The 26,039-nt window shown below is 43.9% G+C and carries 18 protein-coding genes, 7 tRNA genes, 3 rRNA genes and 1 pseudogene; all 29 read left to right on the plus strand.

Translation table 11 applies throughout. The features are described 5' to 3' along the window. Nucleotides 1–13 precede the first annotated feature (13 nt). Nucleotides 14–1,378: a UDP-N-acetylmuramoyl-L-alanine--D-glutamate ligase gene (murD, locus tag G5B60_RS02555; protein WP_164682463.1), complete on the plus strand. Its 1,365-nt coding sequence runs from the start codon at nt 14–16 to the stop codon at nt 1,376–1,378. Further along, the gene (locus G5B60_RS02560; protein ID WP_164682465.1) at nt 1,371–2,447 is read left to right on the plus strand and encodes a UDP-N-acetylglucosamine--N-acetylmuramyl-(pentapeptide) pyrophosphoryl-undecaprenol N-acetylglucosamine transferase; all 1,077 of its coding nucleotides are present in this window, start codon (nt 1,371–1,373) and stop codon (nt 2,445–2,447) included. The genes murD and G5B60_RS02560 overlap by 8 nt, the downstream gene beginning before the upstream one ends. Beyond that, the gene (locus G5B60_RS02565) at nt 2,447–3,637 is read left to right on the plus strand and encodes a cell division protein FtsQ/DivIB (protein WP_164682467.1); all 1,191 of its coding nucleotides are present in this window, start codon (nt 2,447–2,449) and stop codon (nt 3,635–3,637) included. Before G5B60_RS02560 ends, G5B60_RS02565 begins: the two co-directional genes overlap by 1 nt. Nucleotides 3,638–3,813: 176 nt before the next feature. Next, nucleotides 3,814–5,205, plus strand: a complete 1,392-nt coding sequence (gene ftsA, locus G5B60_RS02570; RefSeq protein ID WP_164682469.1) for a cell division protein FtsA — start codon at nt 3,814–3,816, stop codon at nt 5,203–5,205. Between the two features lie 21 nt (nt 5,206–5,226). Then, on the plus strand, nt 5,227–6,507 hold the full coding sequence (gene ftsZ / locus G5B60_RS02575) for a cell division protein FtsZ (protein WP_164682472.1): 1,281 nt from the start codon (nt 5,227–5,229) through the stop codon (nt 6,505–6,507). Further along, nucleotides 6,507–7,184 carry a YggS family pyridoxal phosphate-dependent enzyme gene (locus tag G5B60_RS02580; protein ID WP_206225082.1) on the plus strand — a complete coding sequence of 226 codons (678 nt, stop codon included), beginning with the start codon at nt 6,507–6,509 and terminating at the stop codon, nt 7,182–7,184. The genes ftsZ and G5B60_RS02580 overlap by 1 nt, the downstream gene beginning before the upstream one ends. A gap of 8 nt (nt 7,185–7,192) precedes the next feature. Next, nucleotides 7,193–7,813 carry a cell division protein SepF gene (locus tag G5B60_RS02585; protein WP_164682474.1) on the plus strand — a complete coding sequence of 207 codons (621 nt, stop codon included), beginning with the start codon at nt 7,193–7,195 and terminating at the stop codon, nt 7,811–7,813. Between the two features lie 4 nt (nt 7,814–7,817). Then, nucleotides 7,818–8,081: a YggT family protein gene (locus tag G5B60_RS02590; protein ID WP_172605608.1), complete on the plus strand. Its 264-nt coding sequence runs from the start codon at nt 7,818–7,820 to the stop codon at nt 8,079–8,081. Beyond that, nucleotides 8,081–8,869, plus strand: a complete 789-nt coding sequence (locus tag G5B60_RS02595) for an RNA-binding protein (RefSeq protein WP_164682476.1) — start codon at nt 8,081–8,083, stop codon at nt 8,867–8,869. The genes G5B60_RS02590 and G5B60_RS02595 overlap by 1 nt, the downstream gene beginning before the upstream one ends. Nucleotides 8,870–8,914: 45 nt before the next feature. Next, nucleotides 8,915–9,724 carry a DivIVA domain-containing protein gene (locus G5B60_RS02600; protein WP_164682478.1) on the plus strand — a complete coding sequence of 270 codons (810 nt, stop codon included), beginning with the start codon at nt 8,915–8,917 and terminating at the stop codon, nt 9,722–9,724. 248 nt (nt 9,725–9,972) lie between these two features. After that, entirely contained in the window at nt 9,973–12,759 is a 2,787-nt protein-coding gene (gene ileS / locus G5B60_RS02605) for an isoleucine--tRNA ligase (protein ID WP_164682480.1), read from the plus strand. A 109-nt stretch (nt 12,760–12,868) separates the two neighbouring features. After that, nucleotides 12,869–13,252 (plus strand): RidA family protein, encoded by a 384-nt coding sequence (locus G5B60_RS02610; RefSeq protein WP_164682482.1) that lies wholly within the window; start codon nt 12,869–12,871, stop codon nt 13,250–13,252. An 80-nt stretch (nt 13,253–13,332) separates the two neighbouring features. Next, nucleotides 13,333–14,115, plus strand: a complete 783-nt coding sequence (locus tag G5B60_RS02615; protein ID WP_164682484.1) for a DUF1003 domain-containing protein — start codon at nt 13,333–13,335, stop codon at nt 14,113–14,115. Continuing rightward, on the plus strand, nt 14,099–14,986 hold the full coding sequence (rapZ, locus tag G5B60_RS02620; protein WP_164682485.1) for an RNase adapter RapZ: 888 nt from the start codon (nt 14,099–14,101) through the stop codon (nt 14,984–14,986). Before G5B60_RS02615 ends, rapZ begins: the two co-directional genes overlap by 17 nt. After that, entirely contained in the window at nt 14,983–15,957 is a 975-nt protein-coding gene (locus tag G5B60_RS02625) for a YvcK family protein (protein WP_115270635.1), read from the plus strand. The genes rapZ and G5B60_RS02625 overlap by 4 nt, the downstream gene beginning before the upstream one ends. Further along, nucleotides 15,954–16,865 carry a DNA-binding protein WhiA gene (gene whiA, locus G5B60_RS02630; protein ID WP_164682487.1) on the plus strand — a complete coding sequence of 304 codons (912 nt, stop codon included), beginning with the start codon at nt 15,954–15,956 and terminating at the stop codon, nt 16,863–16,865. The genes G5B60_RS02625 and whiA overlap by 4 nt, the downstream gene beginning before the upstream one ends. Nucleotides 16,866–16,883: 18 nt before the next feature. Beyond that, on the plus strand, nt 16,884–18,281 hold the full coding sequence (locus G5B60_RS02635; protein ID WP_164682489.1) for a C69 family dipeptidase: 1,398 nt from the start codon (nt 16,884–16,886) through the stop codon (nt 18,279–18,281). A 90-nt stretch (nt 18,282–18,371) separates the two neighbouring features. Further along, nucleotides 18,372–19,103: pseudogene (locus G5B60_RS02640) on the plus strand (CHAP domain-containing protein); the annotation flags it as partial. A 309-nt stretch (nt 19,104–19,412) separates the two neighbouring features. Next, nucleotides 19,413–20,961: ribosomal RNA gene (locus G5B60_RS02645) — 16S ribosomal RNA — on the plus strand. A gap of 53 nt (nt 20,962–21,014) precedes the next feature. Then, nucleotides 21,015–21,087 (plus strand) — tRNA-Ala (locus G5B60_RS02650). 114 nt (nt 21,088–21,201) lie between these two features. Further along, nucleotides 21,202–24,099 (plus strand): 23S ribosomal RNA (locus G5B60_RS02655). An 80-nt stretch (nt 24,100–24,179) separates the two neighbouring features. Beyond that, nucleotides 24,180–24,295, plus strand: a 5S ribosomal RNA gene (rrf, locus tag G5B60_RS02660). The 16S, 23S and 5S rRNA genes sit together here with 7 tRNA genes alongside, the layout of an rRNA operon. A 4-nt stretch (nt 24,296–24,299) precedes the next feature. Continuing rightward, nucleotides 24,300–24,372 (plus strand) — tRNA-Val (locus G5B60_RS02665). A gap of 6 nt (nt 24,373–24,378) precedes the next feature. Beyond that, nucleotides 24,379–24,451, plus strand: a tRNA-Asp gene (locus G5B60_RS02670). A gap of 9 nt (nt 24,452–24,460) precedes the next feature. Then, nucleotides 24,461–24,533 (plus strand) — tRNA-Lys (locus G5B60_RS02675). Nucleotides 24,534–24,539: 6 nt separating this feature from the next. After that, nucleotides 24,540–24,621 (plus strand) — tRNA-Leu (locus G5B60_RS02680). A gap of 12 nt (nt 24,622–24,633) precedes the next feature. After that, nucleotides 24,634–24,706: transfer RNA gene (locus tag G5B60_RS02685), tRNA-Thr, on the plus strand. A 52-nt stretch (nt 24,707–24,758) separates the two neighbouring features. Then, a tRNA-Glu gene (locus G5B60_RS02690) sits at nt 24,759–24,830 on the plus strand. 90 nt (nt 24,831–24,920) lie between these two features. Next, nucleotides 24,921–25,955, plus strand: a complete 1,035-nt coding sequence (locus tag G5B60_RS02695) for an MmcQ/YjbR family DNA-binding protein (protein ID WP_164682493.1) — start codon at nt 24,921–24,923, stop codon at nt 25,953–25,955. Nucleotides 25,956–26,039: the final 84 nt, after the last annotated feature.

Consider the following 26,039-nt stretch of genomic DNA (forward strand, 5'->3'; position numbering starts at 1 on the left):
ATTGGAATGACTAATGAAAAAAATAACGCAGTTTGAAAATCAAAAAGTTCTTGTCCTAGGCTTGGCACGCTCTGGTGAAGCGGCAGCTCGTCTTTTGAGTCAGCTAGGAGCTATTGTCACTGTGAATGACAGTAAGCCTTTTGATGAAAACCCAATGGCGCAGTCCTTGCTCGAAGAAGGTATCAAGGTCATCTGTGGCAATCACCCGCTAGAATTGTTAGATGAAAATTTTGCCCTCATGGTGAAAAATCCGGGTATCCGCTATGATAACCCGATGGTTGAAAAAGCTTTGGATAAAGGGATTCCTGTTATTACTGAGGTTGAGCTGGCTTACCTAGTGTCAGAGGCACCTATTATCGGTATCACTGGCTCTAATGGCAAAACCACCACAACGACTATGATTGCCGATGTGCTTAATGCTGGTGGCAAACACGCCCTTCTCTCTGGCAATATCGGCTTTCCAGCCAGCGAAGTGGTTAAGACTGCTACAAAAGACGATACGCTGGTTATGGAGTTGTCAAGCTTTCAGCTGATGGGCGTTCGCGCCTTTCATCCTCGTATGGCAGTGATTACTAATCTTATGCCAACACACATTGACTATCATGGTAGTTTTGAGGACTACGTTGCTGCTAAGTGGCACATTCAAGACCAGATGACAGCAGATGATTACTTGATTTTAAATGCCAATCAAGACTTAGCTAAGACTTTGGCTCAAAAAACACAAGCCACCGTTGTTTTCTTCTCAACGAAGGAAAAGGTTGACGGAGCTTATCTTGAGGATGGTTTTCTTTGCTTCAAAGGTGAGAAAATCATGGAAGCTAGTCATCTAGGTGTTCCAGGTAGCCACAATATTGAAAATGCTTTAGCGACTATCGCTGTTGCTAAACTATCAGGTATTGAAAATAACGTTATTGCAGATACTCTCAGCGCTTTTGGTGGTGTCAAACACCGTCTGCAAAAGCTGGGTAGCGTTGATGGTGTTCTCTTTTACAACGACAGCAAGTCAACCAATATCCTTGCCACTCAAAAAGCTTTGTCTGGTTTTGATAACAGCAAGGTCATCTTGATTGCTGGTGGTCTTGACCGTGGCAATGAATTTGACGACTTGGTGGAGGACATCAAAGGGCTTAAACATATGGTTATCCTCGGTGAGTCTGCGCCACGTGTCAAAAGAGCAGCAGACAAGGCAGGCGTTGATTATTGTGACGCTAGTGATGTCAAAGAAGCAGCAGTTCGTGCCTTTGAATTGGCTAGTGAAGGAGATGTTGTCCTTCTCAGTCCAGCCAATGCCAGCTGGGATATGTATCCAAACTTTGAGGTGCGTGGAGATGAGTTCATCGCAGCTTTTGAAGGATTAAAGGGAGCGCAGCATGACTAAAAAAATTGTCTTTACTGGTGGAGGAACTGTTGGTCATGTGACCTTGAATCTCATTCTCATCCCGAAGTTTATCAAAGATGGCTGGGAAGTGCACTATATCGGTGCTAAGGGTGGTATTGAGCATGAGCAGATTAAGCAGTCTGGGCTTGATGTGACCTTTCATGCCATAGCGACTGGAAAATTACGCCGTTATTTCTCTTGGCAAAATATGTCAGATGTCTTTAAAGTGAGCTTTGGGATTGCTCAGTCTATTGGGATTTTAGCGAAAATCAGACCGCAAGCACTCTTTTCAAAGGGTGGCTTTGTGGCAGTTCCGCCTGTTATTGCAGCTAAAACGCTGGGTATCCCCGTCTTTGTGCATGAGTCTGACTTGTCTATGGGCTTAGCTAATAGAATTGCCTACAAATTTGCTACGACCATGTACAGCACTTTTGAGCAAAATGAAGCCTTAACCAAGGTTAAACACGTCGGTGCCGTTACAAAGGTCTCCGCAACTAAAAATGAAACCTCACCTCAACTAGAGGAGATTAAAGCGCACTTCAATCCAGACTTAAAGACCATTTTGTTTATCGGTGGTTCAGCTGGTGCCAAGGTGTTTAATGACTTTGTTAGCAGTGAAGATACCTTAACTCAGCATTTTAATGTCATCAACATAACGGGAGACTCAAGTCTCAATGCTTTAGGTGAAAACTGCTACCGTGTGGATTATGTAACTGACCTCTACCAGCCCTTGATGGATATGGCAGATGTCGTTATCACACGAGGTGGCTCCAACACGATTTTTGAACTGTTAGCCATGCAGAAACTGCATATCATTGTGCCACTAGGGCGTGAAGCTAGTCGTGGTGACCAGCTGGAAAACGCTGCTTACTTTGAGAAAAAAGGTTACGCCAAGCAATTGCTGGAGGAGGATTTTACCTTGGAAAATCTTGAGCAGGCAATAGCTGATGTGCTAGAGCACAAGGAAGATTATATTGCTCACATGCAGGCAAGCCATGAGCTGAAAACCCCAGATGATTTTTACCAACTGCTGACAGATGACATTTCAAAAACAATAAAGGAAAGCTAATGTCTGATAAAAAACATGAACAGGAAAAAAAAGCAAAAGAGCAAAAAAGCGCTGAAAATGCTGAGAGTAAAGAGCAAAAAGCTCCTCTGACAGAATGGCAGCAGCGCAATCTAGAGTTTTTAGCTAAAAAAAAGCAAGAAAAAGAAGCGAAAGAGCAACAGAAAAAAGAAGAACGCTTAGAAAAGCTAGCACGCTACGGCAAGGTCCCAAAGGAAGAGGAGCAAGAAGAAGCGGCTAAGCAAGAGAGTGACACAGACAAACCTAAAAAGAAAGCCAAGAAAGCTAAGGTTAAAAAGGTCAAAGAAAAAAAAGAGTTGACCAAACGTCAAAAGGCACTCATCAAGGCTCTGCCTGTTCTGATTGTTTCGGTTCTTTTGATTGCTATTTCTCTTTTTGTGATTTCGCCTTATAGTAAGGAAAAAACAGTTACTGTCAAAGGGAGTGCTCATACAGCGTCTGAGACAGTTATCAAAGAGGCAAATATCAAATCGTCCGATTATATTTTCTCGCTTTTGTTACATCCTAAAAGATATGAAACCCGCTTAAAAGCAGCTAATCCTTGGGTGTCGTCAGCAAAACTTAGCTATCAATTTCCCAATCACTTTACCCTAACGGTTAAGGAATACTCGGTGGTTGGTTATGTGCAGACAGACGCAGGTTATCAGCCACTTCTCTCAAGTGGCGAGACTGCTTCTGTCGTTGCAGCAACGGACCTGCCAACGACTTATATCACGATTACCTTGACAGACAAGACAATGTTAAAAGAGTTAGCTAAGGACTTGATGGCGCTTGATAAAACGCTTCGTGATAGCATTGAGACGATTGCTTTAGCAGGCTCAAGCTCAACCAGTGATTTATTGACCTTGACCATGCGTGATGGCAATACGGTGCGTGTACCGTTGTCTGAGATGACGACTAAATTACCATATTATAGTAAGATTAAAGACAAGCTCACTGCACCAGCTATTGTTGATATGGAAGTGGGCATTTACACGACGACAGCTGACATTGAGGCAAATAATACAGCAACAACTGCAGAAGCAACCGCAGAAAGTTCAGAAACAACGACTGAAAACTCAGAAGCAGCTGCTGAAACACAGCAAACAGAAAGTCCAGAGAGTACAACGGCTGAAAATCAGGAAGACACAACAAGTCAGACAGAAACAGCCCAAACAACAGAAGGACAGTAGCTTTCTTTTGCTTGATTTGTAGGAAATTGAGAGTATTTTTGCAAAAAGATAAAATAAAGAACGTAAAAAAAGAACTTTTTACGTTCTTTTATGGTATAATATTCTCTGAATAATTCTGTTTAGAGGCAGATTTTTTGATAATTGTATAGAATGTAGAGAATAGAGAGGTCGAGTGAATGGCTAGAAATGGCTTTTTTACTGGTTTGGATATAGGGACAAGCTCGATAAAAGTCTTAGTAGCAGAGTTAATTTCCGGTGAGATGAATGTTATCGGTGTTAGCAATGTCACAAGCACTGGAGTGAAAGATGGCATTATTGTTGACATTGAAGCTGCAGCAGAAGCGATTAAGACAGCAGTTGAGCAAGCAGAAGAAAAAGCAGGTATCAAGATTGAAAAGGTCAATGTTGGCTTACCGGCAAATCTTTTGCAAATCGAACCCACTCAAGGGATGATTCCTGTACCAAGCGAGTCAAAAGAAATTAAAGATGAAGATGTTGAGAGTGTTGTCAAGTCAGCCTTGACAAAGAGTATCACGCCTGAGCGTGAGGTTATCTCTTTGATTCCAGAGGAATTCATCGTTGATGGTTTCCAAGGCATACGAGACCCACGAGGTATGATGGGGATTCGCCTTGAGATGAGAGGACTTATCTATACCGGTCCAACAACTATTTTACATAACCTACGTAAAACAGTAGAGCGTGCTGGTATCGAAACTGAAAACATCATCATTACGCCATTAGCTATGGCAAAATCTGTTCTTAATGAAGGGGAACGTGAGTTTGGTACGACAGTGATTGACATGGGTGGTGGACAGACAACTGTCGCTTCCATGCGTGCCCAAGAACTCCAATATACCAACACCTATCCAGAAGGTGGCGAGTATGTCACAAAAGACATCTCAAAAGTGTTAAAGACCTCTATGCAAACAGCTGAATCGCTCAAGTTCAACTTTGGTCAAGCAGACGTCTCAGAATCAAGCGAAAGCGAGACGGTTATGGTTGATGTTGTCGGAAGCGACGAGCCTATTGAGGTCAGTGAGCGCTTCTTATCAGAGGTTATCTCAGCACGCATTCGCCACATTCTTGACCGTGTAAAGCAAGATTTAGAGCGTGGTCGCTTGCTTGATTTACCGGGTGGTATTATATTGGTTGGCGGTGGCGCTATTATGCCTGGAGTCGTTGAAGTGGCTCAAGAAGTTTTAGGCGTATCTGTCAAACTTCACGTCCCAAATCAAGTCGGAATTCGTAACCCAATGTTTGCCAATGTTATCAGCATTGTCGAGTATGTACGTACCATGTCAGAGGTTGATGTGATTGCTCAAGCAGCTGTATTTGGCGAAGAGCTACTACGTCGTAAACCAGTTGACTTTAATCCAAGGCTTGATAATAGCCGTCCAAGCTATACAACGACAGCGCCTCTACCAACTTTTGGTAATGAAGAGCCTATCACAAATGCTATGGAACCTCTACCAACCGTAGAGAGACCACAAGAAGAGCAACAACCACGTGAGGCTCGTCCAAAATTATCAGAGCGTGTTCGTAATATTTTTGGAAGTATGTTTGACTAATTGATTAAGTGAGGGAGAAAAATGGCATTTTCATTTGATTCAGCATCTGTTCAGGGTGCGGTGATAAAAGTAATTGGTGTCGGCGGTGGTGGCGGAAACGCCATCAATCGCATGATTGACGAAGGTGTGGCAGGCGTTGAGTTCATCGCTGCAAATACAGATATTCAAGCACTTTCAAGTTCTAAAGCAGAAACTGTTATTCAGCTTGGACCAAAATTAACACGTGGTCTAGGTGCTGGAGGTCAACCTGAGGTTGGTCGTAAAGCTGCAGAAGAAAGTGAAGAAGCATTGACAGAAGCCTTAACTGGCGCTGATATGGTCTTTATCACAGCAGGTATGGGAGGCGGATCTGGTACTGGTGCAGCTCCTGTTATCGCTCGTATCGCTAAAAGCCTTGGTGCTTTGACAGTGGCTGTTGTGACACGACCATTTGGCTTTGAAGGAAATAAACGCAGTTCCTTTGCTATGGAAGGAATCGATGAGCTTCGTGAACAAGTGGACACCTTGTTGATTATCTCAAACAATAATCTTCTTGAGATTGTTGATAAAAAGACACCGCTTCTTGAAGCGCTTAGCGAAGCGGATAATGTCCTTCGTCAAGGTGTCCAAGGGATTACAGACTTGATTACAAATCCAGGGCTTATCAATCTTGACTTTGCAGACGTTAAGACTGTTATGGCAAACAAAGGGAACGCCCTTATGGGTATTGGTATCGGCTCTGGTGAAGAGCGTATCACAGAAGCAGCCCGTAAAGCGATCTACTCACCACTTCTTGAGACAACTATTGATGGTGCGGAGGATGTTATCGTTAACGTCACAGGTGGTATGGACATGACGCTTACTGAAGCTGAAGAAGCATCTGAAATTGTCGGACAAGCAGCAGGTAAAGGTGTTAATATCTGGCTTGGTACGTCTATTGATATGGACATGAAAGATGAAATTCGTGTTACTGTAGTTGCTACTGGTGTTCGTAAAGATAAGGCAAAAGCACCGCAAAGTGCTAGTCGCCAAAATCCTCAACAAGCAGCAGGTGCAAAGTATGCACAGGAGACACGTCAAAATTCAACCTTTGACCGTCAACAAAACTTTGATATGCCAATGCAACGTGAGATGCCAACACCTCAGCAAGCAACTCCCCAAAATCAACAAACAAATGCTTTTGGTAACTGGGATTTGCGCCGCAACGATATTTCACGTCCAACAGAAGGTGAACTCGATAGTCAGCTGTCTATGTCAACATTCTCTGATACAGACGACGCTGATGATGAGCTTGAAACACCACCATTCTTTAAAAACCGTTAATGATGATTCTAAAAAAGAACAAAGAAGCTGTATTTGAGCATGTTAGACAAGCTACAAAAGCAGCACATCGACCTGAAGATAGTGTTCATATTATTGCTGTGACCAAGTATGTGGATGCTCAAGTTGCTAAGGAACTTTGTGAGACAGGGATTGAGCATATCGCTGAAAACCGTGTCGATAAATTCTTGGATAAGTACCAAGCTCTCAAAGAAGAAAATCTGACTTGGCATCTGATTGGAACGCTTCAACGCCGTAAGGTGAAGGATGTTATCAACTATGTCGATTATTTTCATGCATTAGATTCTGTAAAATTAGCTGCTGAAATTCAAAAGCGTGCAGAGCATCCCATAAAGTGTTTTTTACAAGTTAATATCTCAGAAGAAGAAACGAAGCATGGCTTCAAGGCAAGCGAAGTTGAGGCTGCTCTTTCTGAGATAGCTGCTTTTGATAAGATTGAGCTTGTGGGTCTGATGACGATGGCGCCGCTAGCTGCTACAAAAGAGGAGATAGCGGACATCTTTAATCAAACACAAGAGCTTAATCACCACTTACATCACTTGCATTTGCCACGTATGCCTTTTACAGAGTTAAGTATGGGCATGAGTGGTGACTATGATATAGCCATTCAAAAGGGTGCAACTTTTGTAAGAATAGGTTCAGCATTTTTTGAAGAATAGGAGGACTTATGGCGTTTAGAGATCGCATTGATAAGCTTGTTGCTTATTTTGATACAGATGATGTGACAGATGTTGAAGAAACTGTTGAATCATCTCATCAAGTAGAAGAAAAACCAGTTCAAACTCAAAAAGAACCAAGGGTTACTCCGCAAGTAGCTCCTAGTCAAGAAAGAGTGAGACAAACTCAGGTACAAAGCCGTCAAACACGTCAGCAAAGACCAGAGCGCACGCAGTCTCACCAGTCTAGTCAACCAAGTGCAACACAGCGTAGAGAGTCAACTATGGCAGGTTATCACAATACACAACAGCAATATAGTGGCAGCCAGCCAGTTCCACAATTGACTATCTCACTAAAATATCCAAAGCAATACGATGATGCACAAGATATTGTTGATTTGCTAAACAAAGATGTTTGTGTCTTGATTGATTTCCAATACATGTTGGACGCACAAGCAAGACGTTGTTTAGATTTTATTGATGGAGCAAGTAAAGTTCTTGGAGGTTCTCTCCAAAAAGTAGGAAGTTCTATTTATCTATTAGCTCCTGCGATTGTTTCTGTTAATCTTGAAGAGGCTATTCATGCCATTCCTCAAGAAGCCAATTTTGATTTTGATATGAAGAGACGTTGAGATGTTGCTGTTAATTATTGATATTTTATTGAGAGTCATTCAAGTTTATTCTTATCTTTTACTTGTTTATGCTTTATTATCATGGTTTCCTGGAGCCTATAACAGCGGACTTGGTCGTTTAATTGCCTATTTTGTAGAGCCAGTCATCCAACCTTTTAGACGTTTTCACTTACAGATTGGTGGTTTGGATTTTACCATATGGGCAGTGATGATTGCTCTTAACGTACTGAGTGGGCTTTTGTTGAGGCTAGTAGGGTTGGTTCTCTAATGGTTTCTAAAGCCGTTTTACAGCATTTTCACAAGGATGAGTTTGTCTTTGTGGAAAAGATGATGGACATCATCAACCGTGTCGAAGATACTTACACTATCTTTGTAACCGATTTTTTAAATCCTAGAGAGCTAGCGATAGTTGAGAGCTTGGTTGCGAATCACAATCTTCTCTTCTACTCGTCCAATGATTACTTTGATACAGAGTATGGAAAAGCAATCATTGCTCCTGACTATTATCAGTTTGATGAAGCGGATTTTGAACTTTCACTTTTAGAAATTCACTACAATAGTAAGTTCAACCATCTCACACATGCGCAGATTTTAGGGGCTTTTCTCAACCAACTAGGCATTGAACGCCATTTGATTGGTGATATTCGCCTAAACAAAGAAAAAGCACAGCTTTTTTTAACAAGTACCATGGCAGACCAAGCCATACAGCAGATGACCAAGATTGGACGAGCTGGCGTGACGCTAGAGGAGATTCCCTTTAGTCAATTGATGAAACGTCAAGAAGAGGTTACGAGTCTTTTTCTTCAGGTGTCTAGCCTTAGGCTAGATAAGATTTTAGCCAGTAGTTTTAAATTGTCACGCCTTCAAGCCGTTAAGCTCATTGAAGCTGGGAAAGTAAAGGTCAACTACAGGACTGTTGAAAAGACATCTGAACAGCTAGAGCTGGGTGATATGGTGAGTGTTCGTGGCTTTGGGCGCATTAGGCTAGTCGATGAACAAGGGTTTACAAAATCTGGTAAACATAAACTGACTATTGAAAAGTTAAAGCATAAATAGTATTATAAAGAACAAACGAATTGAATTTTATTTAAGGAGGCTAATATGGCGCTGACTGCATTAGACATTAAGGACAAGACATTTAAGAGTGGTTTTCGTGGCTACAATGAAGAAGAAGTAGATGAGTTTTTGGATATTATCGTTGATGATTATGAAAGTCTCATTCGTCAAAACCGTGACTTGGAAGAAAAGGTTAAAGCCTTAGAAGAAAAAGTAGCGTATTTTGATGAAATGAAAGAGTCACTTAGTCAGTCTGTTATTCTTGCTCAAGAAACAGCTGAAAAGGTTAAAACATCAGCCAATGACGAAGCAAGTAATCTCTTAGCACGCGCTAATATTGAATCACAACAACTTTTAGATGAAGCTAAAATCAAAGCAAACCAAATCATTCGTGATGCTTCAGATGATGCCAAACGTGTGGCTGTTGAGACAGAAGATTTGAAACGTCAAGCTCGTGTCTTCCATCAACGTTTGGTGGCTTCTATCGAAGGACAATTGAGCCTTGCTAATTCACCTGATTGGGATGAATTGTTGAAACCAACAGCTGTCTATGTGCAAGATTCTGATGAAACTTTCAAAGAAGTTGTGGAAAAAGTTTTAGACGAGCACTTGCCAGCAACAAGTGAGGCAGCAACTTTTGATGTGACACGCCAGTTCACACCAGAAGAAATGGATGAATTGCAACGTCGTGTTGAAGAAAGCAATAAAATGGTTGATGAGTTAGAGTCTGTTAAGCAAAAAATGGAATCAACTTCAGAGCCAGAGTCTATCTCTCCAGCAGACATGTTGGCACAATCAAGTGAAGAAGACTCATTAAACGAAACCCAAACATTCAAATTGAATATCAGCGAATAAGAAAAACAAGGCATGGTACTTGATAGTTCCAGCGAGTAGGCGATGGTGAGAGGTCTATATTTTCTCAGTTCCATGTTATCATTTTCTTTGATTTCATCTGAATCAAGTAAGATGAAAGGCTTGACTAACCTTATCAGTCGTCAAGGGAGTAGGAGGACTCTATCTGTTTTCCTATTCTAAATTAAGGTGGTACCACGAGCTTTCGTCCTTTTGCGATGAAAGCTTTTTATATTATAAAGGAGTTAGCAATGAAACTTAAAGATACCCTCAATCTTGGAAAAACAGCTTTTCCGATGCGTGCCGGGCTTCCTAACAAAGAGCCCAAATGGCAGGCTGAATGGGAAAAAGCAGAGATTTATAAAAAACGTCAAGAACTAAACGAAGGCAAGCCTTCTTTCAACCTCCACGATGGACCTCCCTATGCTAACGGGAATATCCACGTTGGGCATGCCATGAACAAAATCTCAAAAGACATCATCGTACGTTCCAAATCTATGTCTGGTTTTCGTGCACCTTATGTACCTGGTTGGGACACACATGGTTTGCCAATCGAGCAAGTCCTGGCCAAACAAGGTGTCAAACGTAAGGAGATGGACATCGTTGACTATCTCAAACTCTGTCGTGACTACGCTTTGACACAGGTTGATAAACAACGCGAAGACTTCAAGCGTCTAGGTGTTTCAGCAGATTGGGAAAATCCATACATCACACTTGTGCCAGCTTATGAAGCCGCACAAATCCGTGTCTTTGGTGCAATGGCAGACAAGGGCTATATCTACCGTGGGGCAAAACCAGTTTACTGGTCATGGTCATCTGAGTCAGCTCTTGCTGAAGCCGAAATTGAGTATCACGATATCGACTCAACATCTCTCTACTACGCCAACAAAGTCAAGGATGGCAAAGGTATCCTTGATGAAGATACTTATATTGTTGTCTGGACGACAACTCCATTTACCGTTACTGCTTCACGTGGTTTGACAGTAGGACCTGATATGGATTATGTTGTCGTGAAACCAGAAGGCAGCGAGCGTAAATACCTTGTTGCAGAAGGACTTTTTGACAGTCTTAGTGAGAAATTTGGTTGGGACAATCCAGAGGTTATCTCTCGTCATAAAGGTGCTGAGCTTGAGATGATCGTCACAGAGCACCCATGGGATAGCGAAGTAGATGAGCTTGTTATCCTTGGTGACCACGTAACACTAGACTCTGGTACAGGTATCGTCCACACCGCTCCAGGTTTTGGTGAGGATGACTACAATGTTGGTATCAAATACGGTCTTGAAGTTGCTGTTACGGTCAATGAGCGTGGTCTCATGATGGAAAACGCTGGTAGCGACTTTGAAGGACAATTTTATGACAAGGTAACACCACTGGTTCAAGAAAAACTAGGTGATTTACTACTTGCTAGCGAAGTCATCAACCACTCTTACCCATTTGACTGGCGTACTAAAAAACCAATCATCTGGCGTGCCGTTCCACAATGGTTTGCTTCTGTTTCTAAATTCCGCCAAGATATTTTGGATGAGATTGAAAAGACAAGCTTTAATCCAGCATGGGGACAAAAACGTCTCTACAACATGATTCGTGACCGTGGTGACTGGGTCATTTCACGTCAACGTGCTTGGGGTGTGCCACTTCCTATCTTCTACGCTGAGGATGGCACAGCTATCATGACTAAAGAAGTAACAGACCATGTCGCAGACCTCTTTGAAGAACACGGCTCAATCATCTGGTGGGAACGTGAGGCAAAAGACCTCTTGCCGGAAGGCTTCACGCATCCAGGTTCACCAAACGGTCTCTTTACTAAAGAAACAGATATCATGGACGTTTGGTTTGACTCAGGATCTTCTTGGAATGGTGTCATGAACGCTCGTGAGGAACTTTCTTACCCAGCTGATCTCTATCTGGAAGGAAGCGACCAATACCGTGGTTGGTTTAACTCATCACTGATTACTTCTGTCGCTGTCAACGGTCATGCTCCTTACAAGGCTATCTTATCTCAAGGCTTCACGCTTGATGGTAAAGGTGAGAAGATGTCTAAGTCACTAGGAAATACGATTTTACCAAGCGATGTGGAAAAACAATTTGGTGCTGAAATTCTACGTCTCTGGGTGACAAGTGTCGATACAAGTAATGACGTGCGTATCTCTATGGACATCCTCAAGCAAACCTCTGAAACCTACCGTAAAATCAGAAACACCCTTCGCTTCTTGATTGCAAATACTTCTGATTTCAAACCTGAGTGTGATACGGTGGCTTACGAAGACCTTCGTCCTGTTGATAAATACATGACCATCAGATTTAACCAATTGGTTAAAACAATTCGTGACGCTTATGAAGCTTATGACTTTATGGGCATTTACAAAGCAGTCATCAATTTTATCACGGTTGACCTGTCTGCCTTTTATCTTGATTTTGCCAAAGATGTCGTCTATATTGAAGCTGCAAACAGCTTAGAACGCCGTCAAATGCAAACAGTCTTTTATGACATCCTTGTCAAATTGACAAAATTATTAACACCAATCCTTCCACACACAGCTGAGGAAATCTGGTCTTACCTTGAACATGAAGCAGAAGAATTTGTACAATTAGCCGAGTTGCCAAATTATCAAAACTTTGCTGGTCAAGAAGCGATTTTAGAAGAGTGGGAAGCCTTCATGACCTTCCGTACGCAAGCTCAAAAAGCTTTAGAAGAAGCCCGTAATGCTAAAATCATCGGAAAATCTCTAGAAGCTCATCTCACTGTTTATGCTTCTGAAGAAATCAAAATGCTGCTCTCTGCTCTTGATAGCGATATTGCACAACTGTTGATTGTGTCAGAATTGACCATCACAGACGAGGCTGCACCTAGTGATGTGATTCGCTTTGATGATGTTGCCTTTAGCGTGGCGCATGCTTCTGGTGAGGTGTGTGACCGTTGCCGTCGTGTGGACGAAACAGTCAAAGAACGCTCTTACAAGGCCACTATCTGTGACCACTGTGCAGAGATTGTCGAAGCGAACTTTGCAGAAGCTCTTCAAGAAGGTTTTGAATAATAGAAGACAAACAAGTGGGCATTTGCCTGCTTGTTTTTTAGAATGGTAAAAAGTTGTGTTAATTTTCTGAAAAATATGCTAAACTATTAGTATCTTTTGGAGGTATATTATGGTAAAAACAATTCAAACTAAGCAAGCGCCAAAGGCTATCGGACCTTACGTTCAAGGCAAAGTTGTCGGTGATTTCTTATTTGCAAGTGGACAAGTTCCTCTCTCACCAGAGACAGGCGACATTGTCGGAGAGACGATTGAGGAACAAACAAAGCAAGTGCTATCAAACGTCAAAGCCATTTTAAAAGAAGCTGGTGCTGACTTTGATAAAGTGGTTAAGACAACCTGTTTTCTAAGTGATATCAATGACTTTGCAGTCTTTAATGCTGTCTATGAGACAGCTTTTAAAGAAACTTTTCCAGCACGTTCTTGTGTAGAAGTGGCACGTCTTCCTAAGGATGTCAAGGTAGAAATCGAAGTCATTGCTTATCTAGCGGACTAAAAAGGGCTATGCCCTTTTTCTTTAGCTTTCAAGTGTCGCTTAGAGGTGGATGTGGTATAATAATCTAAAGGAGTGATACAGTGAGTAATAATGCAATCTATCAAGATGCAATAACAGGTGACGACTTCTCAAAAGATCAAGGTGTTTTTTTGAAAGATTTAGAGCGTCCCTTAATCAACTTAATTCAAGAAGACCATCCCAATCTAAGCCCAGATGCTTTTATCAGTAATGAAACCTTAGCCAACTATCGCTTGCGCTACCTAAATGCTATTATTGACAATGCCAACACTAAAAATGATAATATCCGTGAGCTAGTGGTCAATGTCAGTAAAAACCAACTCTCAGACAAGATGGACGTTGGTGAGCAGTGGAATGCTAAGGTGACCTTTGGTCAAAAAATCGCAGATGCTGTGGCTCGCTTTGGTGGTTCTTGGACCTTTATCATCTGCTTTGTGCTCTTGATGATTATCTGGATGGCGTTAAATGTTATCAAACCGTTTGGCATTGTTTTTGATGCTTATCCCTTTATTTTGTTGAATTTAGCTTTATCTACCATTGCAGCGATTCAAGCGCCTTTGATTATGATGAGTCAAAACCGTGCTTCAGATTATGACCGCTTGCAGGCTCGAAATGACTTTTTGGTCAATCAAAAATCTGAAGAAGAAATCAGGCTTTTACATGAAAAGCTTGACCACTTGGTGCAGCAAGACCAGTCAGATTTATTGGCTATTCAAAAATTACAAACCGAAATGCTTTTGTCAATGACAGAGCAGTTGGATGATTTGCAAAAGAGAAATCAAGAACTCTTAACTCGCCTAGAGCTGCTTGAGAGAAAGGATGATGAAAATGACAAAACCAATTGAGTTAGTGATCGTGACAGGAATGAGTGGAGCTGGGAAAACCGTTGCCATTCAGTCCTTTGAGGATTTAGGTTATTTTACCATTGATAATATGCCACCGACCTTGTTGCCAAAATTTATCAAGCTGGTTGAGCAGTCGGGCGAGACAAACAAGGTCGCTTTGGTTGTGGACATGCGTAGTCGTCTTTTTTTCAATGAAATCAATGCGATTTTGGACAAGATTGAGACAAATGAACGTGTCAAGGTGAAGATTCTCTTTTTGGATGCGACTGATGGCGAGCTGGTGTCACGCTACAAAGAGACCAGACGTAGCCACCCATTGGCTTCAGACGGGCGTGTTCTTGATGGCATTACTTTAGAGCGTGAATTGCTAGCGCCGCTAAAGAGTTTGAGTCAAAATGTCGTAGACACGACAGAACTGACGCCACGTCAATTGCGCCAAGTCTTGTCAGAACAGTTTTCATCGGATGACAATAAAAGTTCTTTCCGCATTGAAGTGGTGAGCTTTGGTTTCAAGTACGGCTTGCCGCTGGATGCTGACTTGGTCTTTGATGTGCGTTTTCTGCCAAATCCCTACTACAAGCCAGAACTAAGAGATAAAACAGGATTAGACAAGGATGTTTATGACTATGTCATGGGCTTTGAGGAGTCAGAAAGCTTTTATCAGCACCTCCTTGATTTGATTGAGCCGATTTTACCAGGTTATCAAAAGGAAGGTAAGGCTATTTTGACTATTGCTGTGGGCTGCACAGGTGGTCAGCATCGAAGTACAGCTTTTGCCCATCGTTTAGCAGAGGATTTGAAAGCCCACTGGTCTGTGAATGAAAGTCATCGTGACAAAGACCGTAGGAAGGAGACGGTAAACCGTTCATGAGAAAACCCAAAATTACAGTGATTGGTGGAGGAACTGGTATTCCTGTCATCTTGAACAGCCTGCGGTTAGAGGATGCGGACATTACAGCAGTGGTGACAGTTGCTGACGATGGTGGCTCTTCTGGTAAATTGCGAGGCAGCATGCGCCTGACTCCACCAGGTGATTTGCGCAATGTGCTTGTTGCTATGAGTGATATGCCACGTTTCTATGAAAAGATTTTTCAATACCGCTTTGCAGATGGAGATGGTGATTTTGCTGGACACCCACTTGGTAATCTCATTATTGCTGGCATTTCAGAAATGCAGGGTTCTACTTATAACGCCATGCAGATTTTAACCAAGTTTTTCCACATTTCTGGCAAAATTTACCCCTCAAGTGAGCAACCTTTGACGCTTCACGCTATTTTCCAAGATGGGCATGAGGTGGTTGGTGAGAGTCGCATTGCTGATTATCAAGGCATGATTGACCATGTTTTTGTCACCAATACCTACAATAATGAGCGTCCTAAAGCCAGCCGTAAGGTGGTCAAAGCCATCATGGAAAGTGATATGATTGTCCTTGGACCAGGGTCGCTATTTACCTCGATTTTACCTAATCTCGTCATCCCAGAAATTAAGGAAGCACTTCTTGCGACACCTGCTGAGGTGGCTTATGTTTGTAATATCATGACCCAAAGAGGTGAGACAGAGCATTTCACAGATGCCAATCACGTTGAGGTGCTCAATCGTCATTTGGGGCGTGATGTGATTGACACTGTTTTGGTTAATATCGAAAAAGTACCAGAAGCCTATATGGTTTCAAACAGTTTTGATGAGTACTTGGTTCAAGTAGACCATGATTTTGCAGGGCTTCAAAAACAGGCAAAGCGCATTATCTCTTCTAACTTCTTGCGGTTAGAAAAGGGCGGAGCCTTTCACCACGGAGACTTGGTGGTTGAAGAATTGATGAGTTTGGTAGGGAAAAAGCTATGAGTTTTACAACGACAGTCAAAGAAGAATTGCTCAGCCTTCCTATCCAAGATAAAAGTGAACTTTCAGCCATTATCAAGCTTTCAGGAAGCCTTGGCTTGACTAGCAAGGGCTTGACCTTATCCATCACCAGTGAAAATGCTAAAATTGCAAGACATATTTATCAGCTACTAGAGCATTATTACACCAGCCAGCCAGAGATTAAGTACCACTACAAGACCAATTTGCGTAAGAATCGTGTCTACACGGTTTTTGTGGATAAGGATGTGGAGACGATTTTGGCGGATTTGCAGCTGGCGGATTCTTTCTTTGGCTTAGAGACTGGGATTGAGGCGCATATTTTAGAGGATGATGATAGCGGTCGGAGTTATTTGAAAGGTGCTTTTCTAGCGACAGGAACAGTGCGTGACCCCGACTCGGGAAAATATCAGCTGGAGATTTTCTCCGTTTACCAAGACCATGCGGAGGATTTAGCCTCTCTCATGCAAAAGTTCATGCTCGACGCCAAGGTCATTGCCCATAAAAGCGGAGCTGTGACTTATCTTCAAAAAGCTGAGGACATTATGGATTTTTTCTTGGTAGTTGGCGCCCTTCAGGCAAAGGAATCTTTTGAGGAAGTCAAAATTTTACGTGAAACACGAAATGACCTCAACCGTGCCAATAATGCTGAAACTGCCAATATCGCTAGAACGGTGACAGCTAGTATGAAAACCATCAATAACATCATCAAAATCATGGATACGATTGGTTTTGATAGCTTGCCTAGTGATTTGCGTCAAGTCGCACAAGTGCGGGTGGCGCATCCAGATTACTCCATCCAGCAGATTGCAGATAGCTTGGACATAGCGATTACCAAGAGTGGTGTCAATCACCGCTTGCGTAAAATCAACAAAATTGCAGAAGAATTGTAGAACAGAAAGGATATATGTATGGCTTGTACGACGATTTTAGTTGGGAAAAAAGCGTCTTATGACGGCTCAACCCTTATCGCTAGAACAGAAGATTCGCAAAACGGCGAATTTACGCCTAAAAAATTTATTGTAGTCAATCCAGAGGACCAACCTCGCCACTACAAATCAGTCTTATCCACTTTTGAGATGGATTTACCAGACAATCCTATGCGCTATACCTCCGTACCAGACGCCCTAGGCAAAGACGGTATTTGGGGAGAAGCAGGGATTAACGCTGTGAATGTTGCTATGAGTGCCACTGAGACCATCACGACAAATGCTAGAGTGCTTGGCGCTGACCCCTTGGTGCCATCAGGAATTGGTGAGGAAGATATGCTGACACTGGTTCTTCCATATATTCATAGTGCACGTGAGGGCGTTGAGCTTCTTGGTTCTATTTTGGAAAAATATGGAACCTATGAGAGTAATGGGATTGCCTTTTCAGATTGTGATGAGATTTGGTGGCTTGAGACGATTGGTGGACATCACTGGATTGCTAGACGTGTCCCAGATGACGCCTATGTGACCAACTCTAACCAACTCGGCATAGACTATTTTGAGTTTAATAATCCTAACGACTACCTTCATTCTAGTGATCTTCGTGATTTTATTGCCAAACATCACTTAGACTTGACCTATTCAAATGAGCACTTTAATCCACGCTACGCTTTTGGTAGCCAACGTGACAAAGACAGACATTACAATACCCCAAGAAGCTGGGCAATTCAGCGCTTTTTGAACCCAGAAATAGAGCAAGATCCTAAGAGCTTTTTCATTCCTTGGTGTCAAAAACCGTATCGTAAGGTGACCGTTGAAGATGTCAAGTATGTGCTCAGCAACCACTATCAAGACACGATTTTTGATCCTTATGGACCAGAAGGAGATACTGTTAGTCAAAAAGCTTTTCGTCCAATTGGTATCAATCGTACCAGCCAGACAGCGATTTTACAGCTGCGTCCCAATCAACCTCACGAAACAACAGGTATCCAATGGCTTTCCTACGGATCAATGCCATTTGCGACCTCAGTTCCTTTCTTCACGCAGGTCACTAAAACGCCAGATTACTTTGCCAATACAAGTGAAAATGTCTCAACAGATAGCTTTTACTGGACAAGCCGTTTGATTGCAGGTCTAGCAGACGCTCACTTCCATCAGCATGAAGGGCAGCTTGACGACTATATTGAAAAGACTATGGCACAAGGTCATGCTATGATTGGTAAAGTAGATGCTGCGCTAGCTGCAGGTGAAACAGTTGACTTTGAAGCAGAAAACCAAGCAATGAGCGACTATATTCAAGAAGAAACGCAAAAGCTGTTAAATAAAGTCTTGTTTGACTCTAGCAACCTAATGACAAATCGTTTCACTGTTAGCGACTAACCCCCAAAAGCCACCCTCTAGGTTGGCTTTTTTATGTGTTTTCCTTTATGTTTCCTATTCCTTTTCGAATAAGTAATACGAGGAGGATATATGAAAGCAAAATACAAAAGCCTATTATTACTAAGCCTGCTAGGCAGTAGCCTAGCCCTAAACACTACTAGCGAAGCCGCAGTACTTGGTGATAACTACCCGAACCAGTGGAAGAGTGGCTACGGCGCCGATAGCTGGGGCATGTACCTAAGACAGTGTACATCCTTCGTCGCCTTCAGACTAAGCAGCGCTAATGGCTTTAGCCTCCCTGGCGGGTATGGCAATGCCATCAGTTGGGGCAGTGTGGCTAGAAGCCAAGGCTACCGCGTAGACATGACTCCCGCTGTCGGTTCCGTCGCTTGGTTCTCAGCTGGCGTTAACGGCGCAGGAGGCTATGGACATGTGGCCTGGGTGGCAGAAGTCAATGGCGATACTGTCACCATTGAGGAGTACAACTACGATTGCGGCCAAGGTCCCGAGAAATACTACCGCCGCAGCTTCCATAAAAGCCAAGTGTCCGGCTACATCCACTTCAAGGACCTGGGGGCAAGCACCGTAACCTCATCCCCATCTGTGCAGTCAACCCCATCACCATCAAGTACACTCTCAACCAGCGGCACCTACACCTTCACTAGCCGCCACGGGATCAAGAACGCACCCCAACAATCCAGCAGCGATATCGCCTATTACGATGCCGGCAGCAGTGTCCGCTATGATAAAACGGTCATCTCAGACGGCTATGAGTGGCTTTCCTATATCAGTTATTCTGGGGCTCGCCGCTATATCGCGATAGACTAAGAGAAAAGACCTTAGGGCCTTTTTTCATTTTTTTATAAAAAAGATTAAAAAAGTTATTGACAGTGTAGATGAAGTTTGATAAACTAATATAGCTGTCAAACGAGAGGACGTTAACACGAGAGGTTGAAAAAACTTCAAAAAAAGTGTTGACAAGCTATTAAAAGTTTGATAGAATATAGAAGTTGTCTCTTGAGAGACAAAGACCTTTGAGAACTGAACAAGACGATGTGCAGGGCTTCTTAAAGAAGTCAAAAATAAATCTGTCAGAGAACAGAATGAGTGAAGACTCAAACAAATCATGATTTAAATGAGAGTTTGATCCTGGCTCAGGACGAACGCTGGCGGCGTGCCTAATACATGCAAGTAGAACGCTGAAGGGAGAAGCTTGCTTCTTCTGGATGAGTTGCGAACGGGTGAGTAACGCGTAGGTAACCTGCCTGATAGCGGGGGATAACTATTGGAAACGATAGCTAATACCGCATAAGAGGTAATAACACATGTTATTAGTTTAAAAGGGGCAATTGCTCCACTATCAGATGGACCTGCGTTGTATTAGCTAGTTGGTAAGGTAACGGCTTACCAAGGCGACGATACATAGCCGACCTGAGAGGGTGATCGGCCACACTGGGACTGAGACACGGCCCAGACTCCTACGGGAGGCAGCAGTAGGGAATCTTCGGCAATGGGGGCAACCCTGACCGAGCAACGCCGCGTGAGTGAAGAAGGTTTTCGGATCGTAAAGCTCTGTTGTAAGAGAAGAACGGATGTGGGAGTGGAAAATCCATGTCGTGACGGTATCTTACCAGAAAGGGACGGCTAACTACGTGCCAGCAGCCGCGGTAATACGTAGGTCCCGAGCGTTGTCCGGATTTATTGGGCGTAAAGCGAGCGCAGGCGGTTTCATAAGTCTGAAGTTAAAGGCAGTGGCTTAACCATTGTACGCTTTGGAAACTGTGAGACTTGAGTGCAGAAGGGGAGAGTGGAATTCCATGTGTAGCGGTGAAATGCGTAGATATATGGAGGAACACCGGTGGCGAAAGCGGCTCTCTGGTCTGTAACTGACGCTGAGGCTCGAAAGCGTGGGGAGCAAACAGGATTAGATACCCTGGTAGTCCACGCCGTAAACGATGAGTGCTAGGTGTTGGGTCCTTTCCGGGACTCAGTGCCGCAGCTAACGCATTAAGCACTCCGCCTGGGGAGTACGACCGCAAGGTTGAAACTCAAAGGAATTGACGGGGGCCCGCACAAGCGGTGGAGCATGTGGTTTAATTCGAAGCAACGCGAAGAACCTTACCAGGTCTTGACATCCCGGTGCCCGTCCTAGAGATAGGATTTTGCTTCGGCACACCGGTGACAGGTGGTGCATGGTTGTCGTCAGCTCGTGTCGTGAGATGTTGGGTTAAGTCCCGCAACGAGCGCAACCCTTATTGTTAGTTGCCATCATTCAGTTGGGCACTCTAGCGAGACTGCCGGTAATAAACCGGAGGAAGGTGGGGATGACGTCAAATCATCATGCCCCTTATGACCTGGGCTACACACGTGCTACAATGGCTGGTACAACGAGTCGCAAGTCGGTGACGGCAAGCTAATCTCTTAAAGCCAGTCTCAGTTCGGATTGTAGGCTGCAACTCGCCTACATGAAGTCGGAATCGCTAGTAATCGCGGATCAGCACGCCGCGGTGAATACGTTCCCGGGCCTTGTACACACCGCCCGTCACACCACGAGAGTTTGTAACACCCGAAGTCGGTGAGGTAACCTTTTAGGAGCCAGCCGCCTAAGGTGGGATAGATGATTGGGGTGAAGTCGTAACAAGGTAGCCGTATCGGAAGGTGCGGCTGGATCACCTCCTTTCTAAGGAAAAAACGGAACTGTACATTGTCTTGTTTAGTTTTGAGAGGTCTTGTGGGGCCTTAGCTCAGCTGGGAGAGCGCCTGCTTTGCACGCAGGAGGTCAGCGGTTCGATCCCGCTAGGCTCCATAGAATCGTAAGATTCTAGATTGTCCATTGAAAATTGAATAACTATCAAATAGCAACAAGAAAATAAACCGAAACGCTGTGATTTAATGAGTTTAAGGTCAATAGACCAAATAAGGTTAAGTTAATAAGGGCGCACGGTGGATGCCTTGGCACTAGAAGCCGATGAAGGACGTGACTAACGACGAAATGCTTTGGGGAGCTGTAAGTAAGCGCTGATCCAGGGATGTCCGAATGGGGGAACCCACTAACTAATGGTTAGTATCCTACACTGTTAAGGTGTAGGAGGGAAGACGCAGTGAACTGAAACATCTAAGTAGCTGCAGGAAGAGAAAGCAAAAGCGATTGCCTTAGTAGCGGCGAGCGAAACGGTAAGAGGGCAAACCAAAGAGTTTACTCTTTGGGGTTGTAGGACTGCAATGTGGACTTAATGATTATAGACGAGTCATCTGGAAAGATGAGCCAAAGAGAGTAAAAGCCTCGTAGTCGAAATAGTGATTATACCTAGCAGTATCCTGAGTACGGCGGGACACGAGAAATCCCGTCGGAATCTGGGAGGACCATCTCCTAACCCTAAATACTCTCTAGTGACCGATAGTGAACCAGTACCGTGAGGGAAAGGTGAAAAGTACCCCGGAAGGGGAGTGAAATAGAACCTGAAACCGTGTGCCTACAACAAGTTCGAGCCCGTTAATGGGTGAGAGCGTGCCTTTTGTAGAATGAACCGGCGAGTTACGATATGATGCGAGGTTAAGTTGAAGAGACGGAGCCGTAGGGAAACCGAGTCTTAATAGGGCGACTTAGTATCATGTCGTAGACCCGAAACCATGTGACCTACCCATGAGCAGGGTGAAGGTGAGGTAAAACTCACTGGAGGCCCGAACCAGGGCACGTTGAAAAGTGCTTGGATGACTTGTGGGTAGCGGAGAAATTCCAAACGAACTTGGAGATAGCTGGTTCTCTCCGAAATAGCTTTAGGGCTAGCGTCGATGTTAAGTCTCTTGGAGGTAGAGCACTGTTTGGGTGAGGGGTCCATCCCGGATTACCAATCTCAGATAAACTCCGAATGCCAATGAGATATAATCGGCAGTCAGACTGCGAGTGCTAAGATCCGTAGTCGAAAGGGAAACAGCCCAGACCACCAGCTAAGGTCCCAAAATAATTGTTAAGTGGAAAAGGATGTGGGGTTGCACAGACAACTAGGATGTTAGCTTAGAAGCAGCTATTCATTCAAAGAGTGCGTAATAGCTCACTAGTCGAGTGACCCTGCGCCGAAAATGTACCGGGGCTAAAACAATTTACCGAAGCTGTGGATCCCTTAGGGGATGGTAGGAGAGCGTTCTATGTGTGTTGAAGGTGTACCGTGAGGAGCGCTGGAACGCATAGAAGTGAGAATGCCGGTATGAGTAGCGAAAGATGGGTGAGAATCCCATCCACCGTAAGACTAAGGTTTCCAGGGGAAGGCTCGTCCGCCCTGGGTTAGTCGGGACCTAAGGAGAGACCGAAAGGTGTATCCGATGGCCAACAGGTTGATATTCCTGTACTAGTGTATGAAGTGATGGAGGGACGCAGTAGGCTAACTTGTCCCAGCGATTGGAAGTGCTGGGCTAAGCAGTGAGGTGTGATATGAGTCAAATGCTTATATCTATAACACCAAGCTGTGATGGGGAGCGAAGTTTAGTAGCGAAGTGAGTGATGTCACACTGCCAAGAAAAGCTTCTAGCGTTAATCATACACTACCCGTACCGCAAACCGACACAGGTAGTCGAGGCGAGTAGCCTCAGGTGAGCGAGAGAACTCTCGTTAAGGAACTCGGCAAAATGGCCCCGTAACTTCGGGAGAAGGGGCGCTGGCTTTAAGTCAGCCGCAGTGAATAGGCCCAAGCAACTGTTTATCAAAAACACAGCTCTCTGCTAAATCGTAAGATGATGTATAGGGGGTGACGCCTGCCCGGTGCTGGAAGGTTAAGAGGAGGGTTTAGCTTTTAGCGAAGATCTGAATTGAAGCCCCAGTAAACGGCGGCCGTAACTATAACGGTCCTAAGGTAGCGAAATTCCTTGTCGGGTAAGTTCCGACCCGCACGAAAGGCGTAATGATTTGGGCACTGTCTCAACGAGAGACTCGGTGAAATTTTAGTACCTGTGAAGATGCAGGTTACCCGCGACAGGACGGAAAGACCCCATGGAGCTTTACTGCAGTTTGATATTGAGTATCTGTACCACATGTACAGGATAGGTAGGAGCCTATGAAATTGGGACGCCAGTCTCAATGGAGGCGTTGTTGGGATACTACCCTTGTGTTATGGCTACTCTAACCTAGATAGGTTATCCCTATCGGAGACAGTGTCTGACGGGCAGTTTGACTGGGGCGGTCGCCTCCTAAAAGGTAACGGAGGCGCCCAAAGGTTCCCTCAGAATGGTTGGAAATCATTCGCAGAGTGTAAAGGTATAAGGGAGCTTGACTGCGAGAGCTACAACTCGAGCAGGGACGAAAGTCGGGCTTAGTGATCCGGTGGTTCCGTATGGAAGGGCCATCGCTCAACGGATAAAAGCTACCCTGGGGATAACAGGCTTATCTCCCCCAAGAGTTCACATCGACGGGGAGGTTTGGCACCTCGATGTCGGCTCGTCGCATCCTGGGGCTGTAGTCGGTCCCAAGGGTTGGGCTGTTCGCCCATTAAAGCGGCACGCGAGCTGGGTTCAGAACGTCGTGAGACAGTTCGGTCCCTATCCGTCGCGGGCGTAGGAAATTTGAGAGGATCTGCTCCTAGTACGAGAGGACCAGAGTGGACTTACCGCTGGTGTACCAGTTGTCCTGCCAAGGGCATCGCTGGGTAGCTATGTAGGGAAGGGATAAACGCTGAAAGCATCTAAGTGTGAAGCCCACCTCAAGATGAGATTTCCCATGATTTTATATCAGTAAGAGCCCTGAGAGATGATCAGGTAGATAGGTTAGGAGTGTAAGTGTGGTGACACATGTAGCGGACTAATACTAATAGCTCGAGGACTTATCCAAAGAGTCATAAAGAAGTAGCGTAAGGTTAACTTGTTTAGATAGTTATTCAATTTTGAGTAGACAAGAGATCTATTCAATAGTTAAGTGACGATAGCCTAGGAGATACACCTGTTCCCATGCCGAACACAGTAGTTAAGCCCTAGAACGCCTGATGTAGTTGGGGGTTGCCCCCTGTTAGATATGGTAGTCGCTTGGCTATAGGGAGTTTAGCTCAGCTGGGAGAGCATCTGCCTTACAAGCAGAGGGTCAGCGGTTCGATCCCGTTAACTCCCATAAGTAGGTCCCGTGGTGTAGCGGTTATCACGTCGCCCTGTCACGGCGAAGATCGCGGGTTCGATTCCCGTCGGGACCGTAGAGAAAAGACTCGTTAGCTCAGTTGGTAGAGCATCTGACTTTTAATCAGAGGGTCACTGGTTCGAGCCCAGTACGGGTCATGATATGCGGGTGTGGCGGAATTGGCAGACGCACCAGATTTAGGATCTGGCGCTTAACGGCGTGGGGGTTCAAGTCCCTTCACCCGCATTAGAAAGAGTAGCCGGCTTAGCTCAGTTGGTAGAGCATCTGATTTGTAATCAGAGGGTCGCGTGTTCAAGTCATGTAGCCGGCATTTGCGAACGTAGTTCAGTGGTAGAACATCACCTTGCGTTCGATGTTATTGTGGTCCGTTGGTCAAGGGGTTAAGACACCGCCTTTTCACGGCGGTAACACGGGTTCGAATCCCGTACGGACTATATAGAGGAAAAAACGAAGTCACATTGGCTTCGTTTTTTGTGTATTGATGATTTTATGTTATTATGGAGAGAGTAAGGTAGGACAAGTAAATGATAGAAGATATAGTTTTTGCAAAAAAGAAGGTTTGCTTTGATAAACTTGTGGATAAAGGGTTTGTGAAAATGGATGAAGGAGACTTTATTTATAGCGAACGCTTTATGGATGACATGTTTGAGGCTCAGGTTATAGTAGATAGGAGTGGGCATGTTAGTGGGCGGGTGTTTGACTTAGAATTAGGTGAGGACTATCTTCCTTTGCGTGTGGCTAGTGAGAATACGACATTTGTCGGTCAGGTACGTCAAGATTATCAAGGTATTTTACAAAAGATTGCGGATACTTGCTTTGTGGATGAGTTATTTATGAGCGCACAGGCAAATCGTATTTTAGATTATTTAAGTTCTACTTATGGTGATGTATTTGATTGTCCTTTTGAGAAATATCCAGATTACATTTCGTTTCGTGTTGGTGGGAAATGGTATGCCTTGTTCTTGCCTTTAGCATTTAGCAAATTAGATAGTGAAGGAGGAGATAAACTGGTCGAGGTTGTGAACATCAAGGTCCCTACTAATCAGATGTCGCACCTCCTCAATAAAAATGGCGTTTATCCTGCTTATCATATGTCTAAGAAAAGTTGGGTTTCCATTGTTTTGGATGATAGTTTAGAAGATGATGTGCTTTTTGAGCTTCTAGATGCTAGTCGTCAATTGGTAATGCCTAGGCACGGGGAGGATTGTGGAAACGATAGATTTTGGCTTATTCCAGCTAATCCTAAAGTGTATGACATTGATTCTGATTTTTCAAAAACGGGTCAAATTGACTGGACTGTAAAAAACAAGCTTGATGTTGGTGATATTGTTGGGATTTATATGACTGCTCCTATAAAGTCGCTGCGCTATCTTTGCCGTGTTGTTGCTAGAGAAGAGATGGATAATCATCTTTCTTGTCTGACTTTGAAATTGGTAAAACAATTTTCTGATGATGAGTATAGTTTAGCTTTTTTACAAAGTAAAGGTGTCAAGAGTGTGCGCAGCATTCGGCATATGACAGGGGATTTGGCAGCTGTTTTCAAAGGTTTTCTTGAGTAGTGACAACTAGGATGTTAGAGAATATTCGCTAGTTTTTGCGTCATTTTCAAAAAAATTCCAAAAATAGCTTTTCATTTTATGCAA

Origin of the sequence: Streptococcus hyointestinalis (genome assembly GCF_011039275.1) — a bacterium.
GTDB classification, from domain to species: Bacteria; Bacillota; Bacilli; order Lactobacillales; family Streptococcaceae; genus Streptococcus; species Streptococcus hyointestinalis_A.

Coding starts and splice junctions, on each gene's coding strand:
- G5B60_RS02635 (WP_164682489.1), top strand. CDS start 16,884: ATGGCTTGTACGACGATTTTAGTTGGGAAAAAAGCGTCTTATGACGGC.
- G5B60_RS02565 (WP_164682467.1), top strand. CDS start 2,447: ATGTCTGATAAAAAACATGAACAGGAAAAAAAAGCAAAAGAGCAAAAA.
- ileS (WP_164682480.1), top strand. CDS start 9,973: ATGAAACTTAAAGATACCCTCAATCTTGGAAAAACAGCTTTTCCGATG.
- G5B60_RS02625 (WP_115270635.1), top strand. CDS start 14,983: ATGAGAAAACCCAAAATTACAGTGATTGGTGGAGGAACTGGTATTCCT.
- G5B60_RS02600 (WP_164682478.1), top strand. CDS start 8,915: ATGGCGCTGACTGCATTAGACATTAAGGACAAGACATTTAAGAGTGGT.
- rapZ (WP_164682485.1), top strand. CDS start 14,099: ATGACAAAACCAATTGAGTTAGTGATCGTGACAGGAATGAGTGGAGCT.
- whiA (WP_164682487.1), top strand. CDS start 15,954: ATGAGTTTTACAACGACAGTCAAAGAAGAATTGCTCAGCCTTCCTATC.
- G5B60_RS02580 (WP_206225082.1), top strand. CDS start 6,507: ATGATGATTCTAAAAAAGAACAAAGAAGCTGTATTTGAGCATGTTAGA.
- ftsZ (WP_164682472.1), top strand. CDS start 5,227: ATGGCATTTTCATTTGATTCAGCATCTGTTCAGGGTGCGGTGATAAAA.
- G5B60_RS02585 (WP_164682474.1), top strand. CDS start 7,193: ATGGCGTTTAGAGATCGCATTGATAAGCTTGTTGCTTATTTTGATACA.
- murD (WP_164682463.1), top strand. CDS start 14: ATGAAAAAAATAACGCAGTTTGAAAATCAAAAAGTTCTTGTCCTAGGC.
- ftsA (WP_164682469.1), top strand. CDS start 3,814: ATGGCTAGAAATGGCTTTTTTACTGGTTTGGATATAGGGACAAGCTCG.
- G5B60_RS02560 (WP_164682465.1), top strand. CDS start 1,371: ATGACTAAAAAAATTGTCTTTACTGGTGGAGGAACTGTTGGTCATGTG.
- G5B60_RS02610 (WP_164682482.1), top strand. CDS start 12,869: ATGGTAAAAACAATTCAAACTAAGCAAGCGCCAAAGGCTATCGGACCT.
- G5B60_RS02595 (WP_164682476.1), top strand. CDS start 8,081: ATGGTTTCTAAAGCCGTTTTACAGCATTTTCACAAGGATGAGTTTGTC.
- G5B60_RS02695 (WP_164682493.1), top strand. CDS start 24,921: ATGATAGAAGATATAGTTTTTGCAAAAAAGAAGGTTTGCTTTGATAAA.